Source organism: Streptomyces sp. SID1328, assembly GCF_009865595.1.
GTDB classification, from domain to species: domain Bacteria; phylum Actinomycetota; class Actinomycetes; order Streptomycetales; family Streptomycetaceae; genus Streptomyces; species Streptomyces griseoluteus.
This window is the reverse complement of sequence record NZ_WWKH01000417.1, coordinates 1-16,159: the sequence shown is the minus strand read 5'-3', so window position 1 is coordinate 16,159 and position 16,159 is coordinate 1. Positions and strand designations below refer to the sequence as shown.

General features: G+C 73.4%; 16 protein-coding genes. 9 read left to right on the top strand and 7 right to left on the bottom strand.

Annotated features, from left to right (window positions below; genetic code table 11):
* Positions 1-1,037: CaiB/BaiF CoA-transferase family protein (locus GT030_RS12570; RefSeq protein WP_161201179.1), on the bottom strand; the 1,037-nt coding region annotated here is incomplete at its 3' end.
* Between the two features lie 221 nt (positions 1,038-1,258).
* On the opposite strand from GT030_RS12570, the gene GT030_RS12565 reads away from it, so the two are divergent.
* Positions 1,259-2,443, top strand: a complete 1,185-nt coding sequence (locus tag GT030_RS12565) for a saccharopine dehydrogenase NADP-binding domain-containing protein (RefSeq protein ID WP_161201178.1) — start codon at positions 1,259-1,261, stop codon at positions 2,441-2,443.
* Between the two features lie 50 nt (positions 2,444-2,493).
* Entirely contained in the window at positions 2,494-3,441 is a 948-nt protein-coding gene (locus GT030_RS12560) for a GNAT family N-acetyltransferase (RefSeq protein ID WP_161201177.1), read from the top strand.
* Here GT030_RS12560 and GT030_RS12555 read toward each other — a convergent pair.
* Positions 3,381-4,133: an endonuclease V gene (locus tag GT030_RS12555; protein ID WP_161201176.1), complete on the bottom strand. Its 753-nt coding sequence runs from the start codon at positions 4,131-4,133 to the stop codon at positions 3,381-3,383. The genes GT030_RS12560 and GT030_RS12555 overlap by 61 nt on opposite strands.
* Positions 4,134-4,175: 42 nt before the next feature.
* On the opposite strand from GT030_RS12555, the gene GT030_RS12550 reads away from it, so the two are divergent.
* The gene (locus GT030_RS12550) at positions 4,176-4,472 is read left to right on the top strand and encodes a YciI family protein (protein ID WP_161201175.1); all 297 of its coding nucleotides are present in this window, start codon (positions 4,176-4,178) and stop codon (positions 4,470-4,472) included.
* A gap of 12 nt (positions 4,473-4,484) precedes the next feature.
* On the opposite strand, the gene GT030_RS12545 is transcribed toward GT030_RS12550, so the two are convergent.
* A complete protein-coding gene (locus GT030_RS12545; RefSeq protein WP_161201174.1) occupies positions 4,485-4,814 on the bottom strand; it encodes a plasmid stabilization protein in 330 nt (109 codons plus the stop codon).
* Between the two features lie 207 nt (positions 4,815-5,021).
* Here GT030_RS12545 and GT030_RS12540 point away from each other — a divergent pair, with 207 nt between their 5' ends.
* The 3 genes from GT030_RS12540 (at position 5,022) to GT030_RS12530 (ending at position 8,530) form a co-directional block, all read left to right on the top strand.
* Positions 5,022-5,438, top strand: a complete 417-nt coding sequence (locus GT030_RS12540; RefSeq protein ID WP_130329034.1) for an SsgA family sporulation/cell division regulator — start codon at positions 5,022-5,024, stop codon at positions 5,436-5,438.
* Positions 5,439-5,744: 306 nt separating this feature from the next.
* On the top strand, positions 5,745-7,370 hold the full coding sequence (locus tag GT030_RS12535) for an ABC-F family ATP-binding cassette domain-containing protein (protein ID WP_161201173.1): 1,626 nt from the start codon (positions 5,745-5,747) through the stop codon (positions 7,368-7,370).
* A 185-nt stretch (positions 7,371-7,555) separates the two neighbouring features.
* Positions 7,556-8,530, top strand: coding sequence for an acyl-ACP desaturase (locus GT030_RS12530; RefSeq protein WP_161201172.1), 975 nt, complete (start codon positions 7,556-7,558; stop codon positions 8,528-8,530).
* A gap of 55 nt (positions 8,531-8,585) precedes the next feature.
* Here the strand turns inward: GT030_RS12530 and GT030_RS12525 are convergent, their stop codons facing one another.
* Positions 8,586-8,831, bottom strand: a complete 246-nt coding sequence (locus GT030_RS12525; protein WP_135793865.1) for a WhiB family transcriptional regulator — start codon at positions 8,829-8,831, stop codon at positions 8,586-8,588.
* A gap of 182 nt (positions 8,832-9,013) precedes the next feature.
* Here GT030_RS12525 and GT030_RS12520 point away from each other — a divergent pair, with 182 nt between their 5' ends.
* Positions 9,014-9,802 carry a VOC family protein gene (locus GT030_RS12520; protein WP_161201171.1) on the top strand — a complete coding sequence of 263 codons (789 nt, stop codon included), beginning with the start codon at positions 9,014-9,016 and terminating at the stop codon, positions 9,800-9,802.
* On the opposite strand, the gene GT030_RS12515 is transcribed toward GT030_RS12520, so the two are convergent.
* Together GT030_RS12515 and ligD are read right to left on the bottom strand one after the other, a co-directional pair.
* Positions 9,799-10,806, bottom strand: coding sequence for a LacI family DNA-binding transcriptional regulator (locus GT030_RS12515; protein WP_161201170.1), 1,008 nt, complete (start codon positions 10,804-10,806; stop codon positions 9,799-9,801). The genes GT030_RS12520 and GT030_RS12515 overlap by 4 nt on opposite strands.
* 65 nt (positions 10,807-10,871) lie before the next feature.
* Positions 10,872-11,894, bottom strand: coding sequence for a non-homologous end-joining DNA ligase (gene ligD / locus GT030_RS12510; protein ID WP_161201169.1), 1,023 nt, complete (start codon positions 11,892-11,894; stop codon positions 10,872-10,874).
* A 73-nt stretch (positions 11,895-11,967) separates the two neighbouring features.
* Here ligD and GT030_RS12505 point away from each other — a divergent pair, with 73 nt between their 5' ends.
* On the top strand, positions 11,968-13,044 hold the full coding sequence (locus GT030_RS12505) for an ATP-dependent DNA ligase (RefSeq protein WP_161201168.1): 1,077 nt from the start codon (positions 11,968-11,970) through the stop codon (positions 13,042-13,044).
* Positions 13,045-13,051: 7 nt separating this feature from the next.
* Here the strand turns inward: GT030_RS12505 and GT030_RS12500 are convergent, their stop codons facing one another.
* A complete protein-coding gene (locus tag GT030_RS12500; protein ID WP_161201167.1) occupies positions 13,052-15,730 on the bottom strand; it encodes an AAA family ATPase in 2,679 nt (892 codons plus the stop codon).
* A gap of 295 nt (positions 15,731-16,025) precedes the next feature.
* Here GT030_RS12500 and GT030_RS12495 point away from each other — a divergent pair.
* The coding region (locus GT030_RS12495; protein ID WP_161201166.1) for a DUF2510 domain-containing protein at positions 16,026-16,159 on the top strand (134 nt) is incomplete at its 3' end.

Sequence of the window (16,159 nt, the reverse complement as noted above, 5' to 3'; positions counted from 1 at the left end):
GTGGCGGAGAAGCGTGGGGCGGGGGCGGGCTGGACCAGCCCGTCGTGCTCGGTGAAGGTGGCGCGGGCGGCCAGGTGGGGATGGTGCGGAGCCTCGCGCAGGCTGAGGACGGGGGCCACGCAGGCGTCGGTGCCCTCGAAGCGGGAGGTCCACTCGGCGCGCGTACCGGACTTGAAGCGGGCGGCCACCCGCTCGCGCAGCTCGGGCCAGCGGGCCGGGTCGTGGTGGGCGCCGGCCAGGCCGTCGAGGTCGAGGAGGCGGAGGAACTCGGCGTAGAACCGGGGTTCCAGGGCGCCGACCGCCATGTACCGCCCGTCGGCGGTCTCGTAGGTGCCGTAGTAGGGGCAGCCGCCGTCCAGCAGGTTGGCGGCGCGGCGGTCCTGCCAGGCGCCGGCGGCGAGCATGCCGTGGATCATGGCGGAGAGGTGGGCGGTGCCGTCCACGATGGCGGCGTCCACCACCTGGCCGGTGCCGGTGGCGCGGGCGTGGTGCAGGGCCGCGAGGACGCCGACGACGAGGTAGAGGGAGCCGCCCGCGTAGTCCCCGAGCAGGTTGGCGGGCAGGGCCGGGGGTTCGCCGGGGCGGCCGATCAGGCCGAGGGTGCCGGTGACGGCGATGTAGGAGGCGTCGTGCCCGGCACGGTCGGCGAGCGGGCCGTCCTGGCCCCAGCCGGTCATCCGGCCGTAGACCAGGCTGGGGTTGCGGGCGTGGCAGTCGGCCGGGCCGACGCCGAGGCGCTCGGCGACGCCGGGGCGGTAGCCCTCGATCAGGACGTCGGCGCGCTCGGCGAGGTCGAGCACGCGCGCTGCGCCGTCCGGGGCCTTGAGGTCGACGACGACGGAGCGCTTGTTGCGGTTGGTGACATCGCGCGCGGGGTCGATGCCGAGGCCGGGGCCGTCGGGCCGGTCCACCCGGACCACGTCGGCGCCGAGGTCGGCCAGGAGCATCGCGGCGAAGGGGCCGGGGCCGATACCGGCCAGCTCGACCACCCGCACCCCGCTGAGCGGGCCCTGTCCCGGCGTCGTTGCCGTCGTCATGCCGTCATGCCCCCAAGCGCGTATGACACAAACGATGTAACACCGGTGATGCTAGGAACACCGTGCACCCGGCACAAGACCCGAACGAGCGGGCGCTTAGCGAAGTGCCCCGGTGCGCCCCGATTCCCCGGGCCCACCGCACGGGGCCCCTGCCGGGCCCCGCAGCGTTCACGCTAGCCTCGGCCCCCGACAGTCGCGCGGGCTGCACGGCAAGGAGTGTCATGAGCAGGCTGAAAACGACGGACCGTCCCTACGACATCGTGCTCTTCGGCGCCACCGGCTTCGTCGGCACGCTGACGGCGGAATATCTCGCCGCCCACGCTCCCAGGGACCTGCGCTGGGCCGTCGCGGGCCGGGACGCGGGCAGGCTGGAGGCGCTGCGGGAGCGGCTGCCCGGCGGCTCGGCCATCGGAGTGATCCACGCCGACGTGAGCGAGCCCGCCACCCTGCGGGCGCTCGCGGAGCAGGCCCGCGTGGTGGCCTCGACCGTCGGCCCGTACATCACCTACGGCGAGGAACTGGTCGCCGCCTGCGCCGACAGCGGCACGGACTACCTCGACCTCACCGGCGAGCCCGAGTTCGTGGACCTGATGTTCATCCGCCACGACGCCCGCGCCCGCGAGACCGGCGCCCGGCTGGTGCACGCCTGCGGTTTCGACTCCGTACCGCACGACCTGGGCGCCTATTTCACGGTGCGGCGGCTTCCCGAGGGGGTGCCGCTGCGGGTGGACGGGTTCGTCACGGCGAACGCCACCTTCTCCGGGGGCACGCTCGCCTCGGCCCTGAACCAGTTCGCGCGCGCCGGAAGCATGTGGGCGGCGGCCCGCGACCGGGCCCGGCACGAGCCGCGCCTGATGGACCGCCGGGTCTCGGCCCCCACGGGCGCGCCCCGGTTCGCCGGGGAGGTCAGCGCCTGGGCGCTGCCGCTGCCCACCATCGACCCGCAGATCGTGCGCCGCTCCGCCAAGTCCCTGGAGCGTTACGGCCCCGACTTCCGCTACCGCCACTACGCGGCGGTCGAGCACCTCCCGGTCGCGGCGGCGGGGCTCGCGGGCGTGGGTGTCCTCGCGGTGGCGGCCCAGCTCGCCCCGGTCCGCTCCTGGCTCTCCGGCCGGCTCCAGCCGGGCGAGGGCCCCGACGCGGAGAAGCGCGCCCGGAGCTGGTTCCGTGTCCGCTTCGTCGGCGAGGGCGGCGGGCGGCGGGTGTTCACCGAGGTCACGGGCGGCGATCCGGGCTACGGGGAGACGGCGAAGATGTTCGCGGAGGCGGCGCTGTGCCTGGCGACGGACGAGCTCCCCGACCGCTCCGGCCAGCTCACCCCGGCGACCGCGATGGGCGACGCGCTGCTGGAACGGCTGCGGGCGGCGGGAATCGGATTCCGGGTGGTGGCCGAGCGGAGCGTCTGAGCGGAAAAAACGGTTCGGCGGCGGTGCGGAGCCTGGCACAGTGGCGCCCCATGACGGACTCCGCACTCGTGGCAGCCTCGGACATCCCGCTCATGCAGGGACTGGCGCAGCGCGTCACCGCCCTCCGCCCCGACCTGATCAGCGCGGGCGCCTCGTACGGCGAGCTGGCCTGGATCTACGGCAAGGACCATGCCGCCCAGGGCGCCGGCTGGCGGCGCCACCTGTGGTTCGCCGGTGACGAGTTGGTGGCGTGGGGCTGGGCCTTCCTCCCCCGCCGGGTCCGGCGTGACGACGGATCGGTCACCGAGGTCACCGGCGCCTCGCTGAGCCACCAGGTCCATCCGGACCACGCCGAGCTGGTCGACGAGGTGATCGACTGGTACGACGCGGTGGCGGCCGGTCTTAAGCGCACCGCGCTGCCGACCACCGCCGACGAGTACGCCCTGACCCGCTGGGCGGCGCACGGCTACGAGCCGGACGCACAGGCCCTCGGCGACACCGGCGACTGGACCCAGCTCAACGGGCGGGACCTCACCGACGTGGAGCACCCGGTCCTGCCACCCGGCTTCCGCTTCCGAAACGCCGAGGAGGCGGGCCCCCGGGCCGCGGTCCGGGCCCACGTGGACGCCTGGTCCCCCTCGACCTACACGGCCCGGAGCTACGAGGGCGTCCGGCGGACAGCGGCCTACCGCGCCGACCTGCATGTCCTGGTGGAGGCCCCGGACGGCACCATGGCCGCCTCCACGATCATGTGGCTCGACCCCATCAACAAGACCGTCGAGTTCGAACCGGTGGGCACCCACCCCGCCTACCGCCGCCTCGGCCTGGCCCGGGCCATGATGCTCCACGGCATGCGTCTGGCCCGAGCGGCCGGAGCCACCCACGCGACGGTCGTCTGCCTCGGCGCGCCGGGCCACCCCAGGGCACGCGGGCTGTACTACGGACTCGGTTTCCGCGAGCTTTCCCGCGATGCGCCGCTGATCAGGCCGGCGGACTGAGAGTCCGTGCTCTCCCGCAGCGCCCGCCTGCACAGCGCGTCCGCCCGGCGGGTCGTCTCCGGGAGGCGGTACTGCGGGGTCAGGGCGAGGGTGTGGGCGAGGGCGTTCTCCAGTGACACCCGGTGCCCCACGGAGACGTACACCGGCTTGACCGCGCTGCGGGTGCGCAGGGCGGCGCCCACCTCCTCGGCCTCCTCCGCGAGCAGCGGGGCGGTGCTCCCCCGCGTCGGGGCGAGGGCCGGGTGGGTGAAGGTGAAAGGGTTCTTGGCGACGCCGATGGTGGGCAGGCCGGTCAGGACGCCGAGGTGACTGGCGAGACCGAAGCGCCGGGGGTGGGCGAGGCCGTAACCGTCGCAGACGACGAGGCCGGGCGGGCAGGGCAGCGCGTCCAGGGCCGCCCGTACGGCCGGCAGCTCACGGAAGGCGAGCAGGCCGGGGACGTAGGGGAAGGCGACCCGGCCGACGGCGGTCGCCTCGGCGACGACGGTGAGGGTGGCCGCGTCCAGGACCACGGCCGCCGCGGCGACCAGGTCGCGGGCGTCGTCGTAGGCCACGTCCACACCGGTGACATGACCGGTGCCGGGCGGCGGGCCGGGCTCGTCGCGGACGACACGGCCGCGCAACGCGTCCTGGACGGCACGGGCCTCCTCCTCGGTGGCGGGCCAGTCGGCGGGAACCTGTACGGTGATCATGGTGACCCCGACGATACGGGGCGCCGGGGTAGGCTCGCGATCATGTTCGTACTGGAGCTGACGTACACCGCCCCGCTCGACGCCGTCGACGCCGTCCTGACCGCTCATGTGGCCTGGCTGGACGAGCAGTACGACAAGGGGCTGTTCCTCGCCTCCGGCCGCAAGAACCCCCGCGACGGCGGGGTGATCCTGGCCGTCGCGGACAGCCGGGCGCGGATCGAGGCGGTCGTCGCCGAGGACCCGTTCGTCACGGCCGGGGTGTGCGAGTACCGCGTGACCGAGTTCACCGCCACGAAGACGGCGCCCGAGCTGACGCGGTACCGGCAGAGCGCCGGCTGAGCCGGCCTCGGCTCACTTCTTCTTGTCCAGCGCGCGCTGGAGCTGCTCCTTGTTCATGTCGGAGCGGCCGTGGATGCCGCGCTGCCTGGCCTCGTTGTAGAGCTGGTCGTACGTCGGGCCCTGCGAGCCCTTGCCGGAGCGCCGGCCGCCGCGCTCCCCGGAGGACATGTCCTGCGTGGAGGTACGGCTGGCGGTCTTGGACTCACCGGCGCGGGCGCGCTCCTTGTTGACCGTGCGCGCGGCGATCTCCTCCGCGCGGTCCTCGCTCGCCCCCTGGTCCAGCTCGCTCTCCTTGATGTGCTCGTACTGCCGCTCACGCTTGGGGCTGGAACCGGCTGGCATGGTCGCTCCCTTCGTTGCCCTGCGGACCTTCGCAGGCTGTCCGGTAGGGAAGCGAGTACCCGGATTCGGGCCCGTTTCGCCCCCCGCAATCGTGACCGAGGTCACTCCGGCCGGGTGTGCACGGAACGCAGGCTTCCGTCGTCTCTCCCGGTGTCGGGCCGCGACCCGCCGAGGAGCAGTGTCCAGCCGTCCGAGGGAGCACAGGCTTTGTCCACCGTGATCGAGGCAATCGTGGAGGCGCGTCTGGTCGCCGCCGCGCCCCGCATGCCGAGCATTCCCGCCGCCCTGCACTACGACCGGCGCGACCCCTACGCCGTCCGGATGACCTTCCCCGCCCCGGCCACCCTGGCGGGGGTGGAGGTGTGCTGGACCTTCTCCCGCGAACTGCTGTCCGCCGGGCTGCACGAGCCGCAGGGCCAGGGTGACGTACGGGTGCGGCCCTACGGCTACGACCGCACGGTGCTGGAGTTCCACGCGCCGGAGGGCACCGCCGTGGTGCATGTGCGCTCCGGGGAGATCCGGCGCTTTCTGCGGGCGGCGGGCGAGCTGGTGCCGGTGGGCCTGGAGCACCTGCAACTCGACCTCGACCAGGGGCTGGCCGAGCTGATGCGGGACTCCGGCTGACCGGGGTCCGCTTTAATCGCGTTGACAGGCTTCCCAGCCGTTCGTAGCGTGTACACCGGTTCTGTTGCCGTCGATAGGAGAAGGACGTTGCTCGTCTGAGGTCATGAGACATCGCGTTCACACCGGTGAGGTGTGCGTGGCGTTCGACCTCGGCGTACGAGCCGTCCCTCAGGCACAGGCCCCTTTTTTCTGGCCCCATTCGGGCCCGGTTCTCCCGGCCCCCGTGCCTCCGGGCTTCCGGTGTCCGCCCCGCGGTGTCTCGTCAGTCCCCCCGACCAGACCGCACCCGGCACCCGTGAGGCCCCTATGTCATCACCCGCGTCCTCCCTCTCCGCCACTTCCCTGACCTTCGCCTGGCCGGACGGCACCCCCGTCCTGGACGGCCTCGACATCTCCTTCGGCCCCGGCCGCACCGGGCTGGTCGGCGCCAACGGCTCGGGCAAGTCCACCCTGCTGAAGCTGCTCTCCGGCGCCCTCGTCCCGACCGACGGCACCATCAGGGTGTCCGGTGAGATCGGCCTGCTCCCGCAGAACGTCACCCTGGACACCGCCCTCCGCGTCGACGAGGCCCTCGGCATCGCCGCCAAGCGGGCCGCGCTGCACGCCATCGAGGCGGGCGACGCCTCCGAGGAGCACTTCGAGACCCTCGACGAGGACTGGGACGTGGAGGAGCGCGCCCTGGTCACCCTCGGCGAACTCGGCCTCGGCCACATCGGCCTGGACCGCACGGTCGGTGAGGTCTCCGGCGGCGAGTCGGTGCTGCTCCGGCTGGCCGCGCTGCTGCTGCGCCGCCCCGACGTCCTGCTGCTGGACGAGCCCACCAACAACCTCGACCTGTACGCCCGCCGCCGGCTGTACGCGGCCGTGGCGGGGTGGCCCGGCGTCCTCGTCGTGGTCAGCCACGACCGGGAACTGCTGGACCTGGTCGACCAGATCGCCGACCTCCGCGCCGGCGAGGTCGCCTGGTACGGCGGCAACTACTCCGCCTACGAGGAGGCCCTCGCCGTCGAACAGGAGGCGGCCGAACGGACGGTGCGCGCGGCGGAGGCCGACGTCCGCAAGCAGCGCCGCGAACTCACCGACGCCCATATGAAACTGGCCCGCCGCAAGCGGTACGGGCAGAAGATGTACGACTCCAAGCGCGAGCCGAAGATCGTGATGGGCGCCCGCAAGCGCGCCGCCCAGGAGTCCGCGGGCAAGCACCGCATCATGCACGAGGAACGGCTCGCGGAGGCCAGGGAGCGGCTGGACGAGGCGGTGGAGGCGGTCCGGGACGACGACGAGATCCGCGTCGACCTGCCGTACACCGCCGTGCCGCCGGGCCGGCAGGTGCTCACGCTGGAGAAGCTGGAGACGGTCCACGGGCCGCGCGTGGCGGGCCTGCTGGACCTGCGGGGCCCGGAGCGGATCGCGCTCGTCGGGCGCAACGGGGCCGGGAAGACGACCCTGTTGCGGACGATCGCCGGGGAGCTGCCCCCGGTCGCCGGGCTGGCCGAGGCCCATGTGCCGCTGCGCTTCCTGCCCCAGCGGCTGGACGTGCTGGACGACGGGGCGACGGTCGCGGAGAACGTGGCCCGGTTCGCGCCGGGGGCCACCCCCAACCGGGTCCGCGCCCGGCTGGCCCGCTTCCTGTTCCGGGGCAAGCGGGCCGACCAGCCGGCCGGCACCCTCTCCGGCGGCGAACGCTTCCGGGCCGCCCTGGCCGCGCTGCTGCTGGCCGAACCCGCCCCGCAACTGCTGCTGTTGGACGAGCCGACCAACAACCTGGACATGGCGAGCGTGCGCCAGCTGACCTCGGCGCTGGAGTCGTACGAGGGTGCGCTGATCGTCGCCGGGCACGATCTGCCGTTCCTGGACTCCATCGGCATCACCCGTTGGCTGCTGGTGGCCGACGGGGAGCTGCGGGACGCGACGCGGGAGGAGATCGGCTAGGCGGACGGAGATCGGCTAGGCGGGCGGCGCCCGGCCCGGCCGGAGTCCTTACGTCCGCCTTAACCTACGGCTTCGTAACCTACGGACACGTAGGCTACGAAGCCGTAGGTTCTTGACACTGCCTTCTTGGGTGGTTAAGTCGATGAATCTCCCTTTTCTGTTCGGCCGTTTTTTGGAGTACCCCCGTGACGATCACCTCCCCTCACCTCGGCAGCCCGTCCGCCTGGACCGACGCGCGGCTGCTGTTCGCGCTGGAAGAAGTGGTCGAGAACGAGCTGAACCGGCATCTGAACGTCGCCAAGGACTGGATGCCGCACGAGTACGTGCCGTGGAGCGACGGGCGCAACTTCCCCGGCCTCTTCGAGGACGGCGAGGCGTGGGGCAAGGAGCAGTCCAAGGTCACCGAGATCGGCCGGGTCGCGCTGGTCGTCAACCTGCTGACCGAGGACAACCTGCCGAGCTACCACCACGAGATCGCCTCGCTCTTCGGCCGGGACGGCGCCTGGGGCACCTGGGTGCACCGCTGGACCGCCGAGGAGGGCCGGCACGGCATCGTGATGCGCGACTACCTGCTCGCCTCCCGCGCGGTCGACCCGGACGCCCTGGAGCGGTTCCGGATGTCGCACATGAGCGAGGGCTTCGAGTCCGACAACCGGCACTCGATGCTGCACTCGGTCGCCTACGTCGCCTTCCAGGAGCTCGCCACCCGGATCTCGCACCGCAACACCGGCCACCAGTCCGGCGACCCGGTCTGCGACCGCATGCTCGCCCGCATCGCCACCGACGAGAACCTGCACATGGTCTTCTACCGGAACCTGCTGAAGGCCGCGTTCGAACTCGCGCCCGACCTGACCATGCAGGCGGTCCGTGACGTCGTGGTCGACTTCCGCATGCCGGGCCACGGCATCCCCGGCTTCGAGCGCGCCGCCGCGCAGATGGCCATAGGGGAGGTCTACAACCTCCGTATCCACCACGACGACGTGCTCCAGCCGGTGCTGCGCTTCCTGAAGGTCATGGAGATCGACGGCCTCGGTCCGGAGGGCCTGCGGGCTCAGGAGGAGCTGGGCGTGTACATGGGCGGACTGGACTCGGAGGCGGCCAAGTTCGACGAGCGGCTCGCGGCCCGCAAGGCGCGCATGGCGGCGCGCGCGGCCGGCTGAGCCCCGGGCCGTACGGCCCCGTGACCCGCCTTCAGCACACCGTGCGGCCCGTTCTTCAGCGGGCCGTACGGCGCAGGGCGAGCCGTTCGCGTTCGGAGAGGCCGCCCCAGACGCCGAAGCGTTCGTCGTGGGCGAGGGCGTAGTCGAGGCAGGCGGGGCGGATCTCGCACAGGGCGCAGATCCGTTTGGCCTCGCGCACCGAACTGCCCGGCTCGGGGAAGAAGAAGTCCGCCCCGGTCTGCGCGCACAGTGCCTGGCCCTGCCAGGCGGAATCGGCCGGTGTGATCGTCTCGATGTGCATGGCCAGGATCGTGCCGGGCGGCGAAAAACGTTCGATCAACGCCATGTCAACAACGCCGCGTGGGCCGTCCCGATGATCCTCCGGGCGGACACGCCCGCGCACGGCGGCGCGCGAGGCAATCCTCCCCGGCCGGTGCCAGACTCGTCGGTGCCAGGACGGCACGGTCCCCGAGGAGGGCGCGCATGCTCACCACCCGTTTCCCCGACGGCGCTCCCAACTGGATCGACCTCGGCTCCCCCGATCTGGCGGCGAGCCTCGCCTTCTACGGCGGGCTCTTCGGCTGGCAGCCCGCCCCCGCCGGCCCGGAGACGGGCGGCTACGTCCTCCTCCAGCTCGACGGCAGGACGGTCGCCGGGGCGATGGCGCTCGACCCGGAGCGCGGCCGGGCGGGCTGGACGGTGTACTTCCGCTGCGCGGACGCGCTCGGCACCGCCGAGGCGGCGGGGGTGGCGCACGGCACGGTGGTGTTCTGGCCGACGGAGCTGCTGGGACTCGGCCGGGTGGCGGGCCTGAAGGACCGGGCCGGGGCCGCGTTCCGCGTCTGGCAGCCGGACCCGGTCGAGGGCCTGGACGCGGCGACCGAGCCGGGCGCCCTCTGCTGGGTCGAGCTGCACACCCCGGACGTGGCGGCGGCCGCCGCCTTCTACCACCGGGTCCTCGGCGTGGAGACCGCCGGCGTCGGCTTCCCCGGCGGTGTCTACACCTCGCTCTACCCCGGCGGCGCCGACGAGGACGCCATGTTCGGCGGCATCGTCCCCACCTTCGAGGATCCCGCCGACACCGCCCCCTCCTGGCTCCCGTACTTCGGCACCGACGACACCGACGCCCTGGTGGCCCGCGCGGAGGAACTCGGCGGCTCGGTCCGCCTCCCCGCGACCAGCGTCCCCGGAGTGGGCCGCCTGGCCCGCCTCGCCGACCCGCACGGGTACGAGTTCGCGGTGATCAAGGGCGACCCGGCGCAGGAAGCCTAGGCGGACGCCCGGCGGACGAGGGTGGTCGGCAGGATGACGCCGCCCGCCGGGCCGCCGCCCAGGAGGAGGCGGGCCATGATGCGGCCCATCTCCTCTATGTCCTGGCGGACCGTGGTGAGCGGGGGGTCGGTCTGCTCGGCCACCGGGGCCATGTCGTCGAAGCCGATCACCGCGACGTCCTCGGGGACGCGGCGCCCGTGGGCGCGCAGGACGCGGAGCGCGCCGAGGGCGGTGAGGTCGTTGGCGGCGAAGACGGCGTCGACATCGGGGCGCCGGGCGAGGAGTTCGCGCATCGCGTGCTCGCCGCCGGCCGGGGTGAAGTCGCTCTCCACGACCAGCTCGGGGCCGGCGTCGCCCATCACGTCCCGGTAACCGTCCAGCCGGTCCACGGCGGAGGTCTGGTCCAGGGCGCCGGTGATGTGCGCGATCCGGGTCCGGCCGAGCCCGACGAGGTGCCGTACCGCGTCGCGGGCGCCGCCCCGGTTGTCGCTGTCGACGTACACCGCGCCGCCGGTGTCCCCCTCGTCCCAGTCGGGGCGGCCCCCGAAGACCGTGCGGACACCCGCGTCGCGGATCAGGCCGGGCAGCGGGTCGTCGAGGTGGAGGGAGAAGACCAGGGCGCCGTCGACATGGCCGCCCGCGAGGTAGCGGGCGACGCGGGCGTGGTCGTCCCGGCCCTCGGTGAGCAGCAGGACCAGCTGATTGTCGTGGGCGGTGAGTTCCTTGCTGATGCCGCGCAACTGGGCGGCGAAGAAGGGGTCCGCGAAGACGCGGGTGCCGGGTTCGGCGATGACGACCGCGACGGCGTCGTGCCGCTTGGTGACCAGGCTGCGGGCGGCCTGGTTGGGGACGTAGCCGAGTTCCTCGACCGCCTGGCGGACGCGGGTGACGAGCGAGTCGCGTACGCCGTCGCCGCCGTTGACGACCCGTGAGACGGTGGCGCGGGACACCCCGGCCCGCGCGGCCACTGCCTCCAGCGTGGGACGCGACACTGCCTCGGTCACTTGGGGCTCCTCATCGGCGGCTGTGATCAGGATAGCCGCGGGGCCCGGCGCCCACGGGGGCCCGCTCAGGAGGGCGCCTGGTCCTTGCGCGCCCGGCTGGGCTGCACCCGCTTGGGTTCGCCGGGCATCTTCGGGTACTCCGGCGGGTACGGCAGGTCACCCAGCCCGTGTTCGGCCTCGTCGCGGCGGGCCAGGTCCAGCAGGGCGTCGAGGGAGTAGCGGTGGTCGTCCATGTCGGCGTGCACATCGCCCAGTTCCGCGAACCGGCGCGGCATGGTGACGATGTCGAAGTCGCGCGGCCGGGCGTCGGCGACCTCGTCCCAGCGCAGCGGCGCGGAGACGGTGGCGTCGGGCAGCGGGCGCACGGAGTAGGCGGAGGCGATGGTGCGGTCGCGGGCGGTCTGGTTGTAGTCCAGGAAGATGCGCTCACCCCGCTCCTCCTTCCACCACTTCACCGTCACGTGGTCCGGCATCCGGCGCGCCAGTTCCCGGCCGACGGCGATGGCCGCGCGCCGCACCTGGGTGAAGGTCCAGCGCGGCTCGATGGGCACGAAGACGTGCAGGCCGCGCCCGCCGGAGGTCTTGGGCCAGCCGCGCAGACCGCCGAACTCCTCCAGGACGGCCCTCAGTTCGAAGGCGGCGCGGACCGCGTCCTCGTAGCCGGTGCCCGGCTGCGGGTCGAGGTCGAGGCGGAGTTCGTCGGGGTGGTCGACGTCGTCGCGGCGGACCGGCCAGGGGTGGAAGGTGAGCGTGCCGTACTGGGCGGCCCACACCGCGGCCGCCTCCTCGGTGGGGCACATCTCGTCGGCACTGCGGCCGCTGGGGAAGGTGATGTGGGCGGTGGGGATCCAGGACGGCATGTTCTTCGGTGCGCGCTTCTGGTAGAACCACTCCCCCTCCAGGCCCTCCGGGTACCGCTGGAGGGTGGTGGGGCGGTCCCGCAGGGCACGCAGCACACCGGGGCCGACCGCCGCGTAGTACTGGGCGACGTCGAGCTTGGTGTAGCCGTGCGCGGGGAAGAACACCCGCTCCGGGTGGGTCAGCCGTACGGTCCGGCCTCCTGCCTGAAGTTCCACCGCATCACCCATGCGGCCACCGTAGGCGTACCCCGCGCGGCCCGCACACCGGGCGCCGGCGGGTGGGTGCGCGCAGAATCGGCGTATGGACCTGCCGGTGATGCCGCCCGTGAAGCCGATGCTCGCCAAGGCGGTGGCGAAGATCCCGCCGGGCATGCACTACGAGGCCAAGTGGGACGGCTTCCGGGCGATCGTGTTCCGCGACGGCGACGAGGTCGAGCTGGGCAGCCGCACCGGCAAGCCGCTGACCAGGTACTTCCCCGAGCTGGTGGCGGCGCTGACGGAGCGGCTGCCGGCGCGCTGCGTGGTGGACGGGGAGATCGTGATCGCGCGGGACGGGCATCTGGACTTCGACGCGCTGACCGAGCGCATCCATCCGGCGGACTCGCGGGTGCGGACGCTGGCCGAACGGACCCCGGCGTCCTTCGTCGCCTTCGACCTGCTGGCGCTGGACGACCACGCCCTGCTGGACGTACCGCTGACCGACCGGCGGGCGCTGCTGGACCGGGCGCTGGCCGGGGTGAGCCCGCCGGTGCATCTGGCGCCCGCGACGACGGACCTGGAGGAAGCGCGCCGCTGGTTCGAGCAGTACGAGGGCGCCGGTCTGGACGGGGTGGTCGCCAAGCCGCTGACGGTGCCGTACCTCCAGGACGAGCGGGCCATGTTCAAGGTCAAGCACGAGCGGACGGCGGACGTGGTGGTCGCCGGGTACCGCCTGCACAAGAGCGGCCCGGTGGTGGGCTCGCTGCTGCTCGGGCTGTACGACGACGAGGGCGCGCTCCAGCACGTGGGTGTGGCGGCCGCGTTCACCATGAAGCGGCGCGCGGAGCTGGTGGAGGAACTGGCGCCGCTCAGGATGGACGACGTGAGCGGGCATCCGTGGGCGCGCTGGGCGGAGGAGGCGGCGCACGAGACGGCCCGGCTGCCGGGGGCGCCGAGCCGCTGGTCGGGGAAGAAGGACCTGTCCTGGGTGCCGCTGCGCCCGGAGAAGGTCGCGGAGGTGGCGTACGACCACATGGAGAACGGCCGCCGCTTCCGGCACACCGCCCGCTTCCGCCGCTGGCGCCCGGACCGCACCCCGGAGAGCTGTACGTTCGCCCAGTTGGAGGAGCCGGTGCGCTACGACCTGGCGGAGATCCTGGGCGGTGCGCCGGATGCGTGAGCCGGCTTCAGCCGCCGAGGTGCTCCAGCGCTCCGCTCGCCCGGGCCACGAGTCCGTCGGCGCCGCACGCCTGGGCCAGGTCGAGACCGCGGGTGAGTTCGGCGCGGGAGCGGGCGAGGATGCCGTGCTCGACGCGGGCGGCGGCGTGCTCGTACTGGCAGGGTGACGCCTCCAGATAGGCGACGGCCTTGGCGGCGAGGCGTTCGGCGCGCGGGCCGGACTCCAGGGCGGCGGCGCAGCGCAGGGCCTCTCCTATGGCGGTGTCGGTGCCGAACCGCTCGGCCTGGCGGCGGGCGTCGGTGACCAGCGCGCGGGCCCGTTCCGGGTCGTGCGGGGCGAGGGCGCGGGCCAGGTCGACGGCCCACGGCGCGAGCACCGGGTTGTGACCGCCACGGGAGGCGGCGGCCTTCTCGGCGGCCTCCAGCTCGTTGATGCCCTCCTCGGTGCGGCCCACGGCGAGCAGCAGGCGTCCGCGTACGGAGCGGATGTCGGGCAGCACGATGGTGGACGGGTAGGGCGGAGCGAAGCCGTACTGCTCGGCGACGCTCCACGCCTGGGCGACATGGCCGCGGGCGAGCAGGATGTCGACGAGGCCGCAGGTCGCCGACCAGTACAGCGGGAGGCCCCGGCCGACCCGCTCGGCCAGTCGGAGCGCCTCGCGCAGCGCGCCCTCGGCGTCCTGCAGCTTGCCCTGCCTGCGGTAGGCGAGACCGAGGTAGGCGTTGGCCAGGGAGAGGTGGCCGCCGTGCCAGCCGGCGCGGGTGTAGGCGCGCAGGGCCTCGGAGAAGAGGCTCTCGGCCCGGTCGAGCCGGTCGGTGTGGGCGTAGGCGCTGCCGAGCATCATCAGCAGCTCGACGCCCCACTCGTCGTCGGTCCAGCCGAGGCCGGGGGCGAGGCGGCCGTTGACCAGGGCGCGGTCGCACAGCTCGACCACCAGCTCGGCGTTCTCGCCGTGGGTCATGGCGTCGAAGCCGCGCAGGATCAGCAGAGCCCGCTCGGAGTTGTCGCGTCCGGTGCAGGTGGCGGCGAGTTCGGCCAGGCGCCGGGAGCGTTCCGGGGAGACGGTCTCGCCGTGCACGGCCTCCCAGGTGAACTGCACGGCCTGGAGCCGCATCCGTACCGGGCCCGGTTCGTGCCGGTCGGCCTCGGCCTCCACGGTACGGACGGCCTCCTCCAACTGGTCGTTGTGGAGCAGCGCCTGGGAGAGCCGGATGGAGGCGTCCACGCGCTGGGCGCTGTCGAGACCGGGGGCGGCGAGGGCGTCGCGCAGGTGCTCGATGGTGAGCGCGGGCGCCGACAGCAGCCTGGCGCGGCCGAGTTCGTACAGCACCTGGGCCCGCACCTCGGGCAACGGAGGTTCCTCAAGGGCGCGTTCGAGGCAGGTGCAGGCGGCGTCGGGGGCGCCGACGGCGAGGTGTTCGCGGGCGGCCTCGCGCAGTTGCTCGACCAGGGTCTCGTCGCCCTCCGGGTGCACCTTGAGCAGGTGCCGGGCGGCCTCGGCGGCGCTGCGTCCGGTCTCGGCGACGATGTTCGCGGCGATGCCGTGCATGGCGGTGCGCATCGCGTCGGTGATGGAGTCGTAGACGGCGGAGGCGATCAGCGGGTGCACGAACTCCAGGGTGACGTCCTGGGGCCGGGGTGCGGCCGGGTCGGGGACGACCTCGGCGAGGATGCGGGCGTCGCAGAGCAGCTCGGCGCAGCGGGCGGCGGTGTCGGCGTCCATCATGGCGAGCCGGGCCACGAGGCCGACCGGGCTGCCGGTGCCGAGGATGGCGGCCGCCCAGGCGAACTTGGTGGGCTCGACGCCGAGTTCCCGGAGCCGGCTGACGAGTCCGCCGCCGCGCGCGGAGCGGTTGAGGTCGCGCAGTTCGGCGGCGCGGTCCTCCCTGGGCTGGAGTTCGCGGTCGCGGACCTTGGCGAGGAGTTCGACGGTGTCATAGGCGTTGCCGCCGGTGACGGCCCAGACCTCGCGGCAGAACGGGTCGTCGGCCTGCGGGCCGACGGTGGCGCGGGTGAGTCCGGCGGTGGCCTGCGGGGTGAGCGCGCTGAGGTTGCTGACGGGGCGGCCCGCGGCGGCGATCTCGTCCAGCAGGCGGGCGCTCTCGCCGTGGGCCTCGCCGGGCCTGCGGGCGACCACCACGAGCACGGGCAGGTCGGCCAGCCGCTGGGCGAAGGCGGCGAGCCAGCGCAGCGTCTCCAGGTCGGCCCAGTGGGCGTCGTCGACCAGGAGGACCAGCGGATAGGTGCGCAAGGCGAGGCGGCGGACCGCGTGCACGAGTCCGTCGCACACGTAGCTCGGGTCGGGGCTGCCCTCGCCGGGCTCCACGATGCCGAGGGCGGGGCCGGAGATGTCGTACCAGGAGCCGAGGTAGTCGCGGGCCTCGTCCTGGGTGAGGGCGGCGAGCGCGGGCTGGAGGAGCTGGCGCAGGACGTGGAACGGGACGGACTTGAGGGTCTCGCCGGCGCGGGCCGACCAGACCACGCAGCCGCGGCGTTCGGCGATGCGGCGTATCTCGGCGAGCAGGGCGGTCTTGCCGAGTCCGGCCTCGCCGCGGAAGAGGAGGAGGCTGCCGGCGGACTCGCGGTCGTCGCACAGCAGCTCGATCGCCTCGGTGACGGCGGCGATCTCCGCTTCCCGCTCCCACAGGTAGCCCGAGGCGACCGCCTGTGGCCGCTCCTCCGTCATCCCGTTACCTCCGCAGGTAGTCCGAACGGCGTACGAAGAACGAGCGTAGCCGTCCGAACGGGCCATTGGCGCCCGCTCCGGGCAGGTGTTGCCCCGCTGGGTGAGCCGGGTTCCGGCCCGGCTGACGAGCACCCCTCCCGACCGGCCGGTTTGTGCCGTTGTGTGCGTCAACTCTGTTCAGCGCGGCAGTTATTGACCAGGAATCGGATAAACCTGTGAATCGGTACGGGGCTTCGGGGTGCCCGTGGGCGGGTGCTCTCATCCGGCTTTCACCGACTGCTCATACGGTATGCCCATGACGCAGGTGACTCCTCCCGGCTGGTATCCCGACCCCGGACAGACGCACGACGCTCCGCCCACCGAGCGCTGGTGGGACGGCAACGCCTGGACGGCCGAGGTCCGTCCGGCCGGGACGGCCCAGGCCGCTCC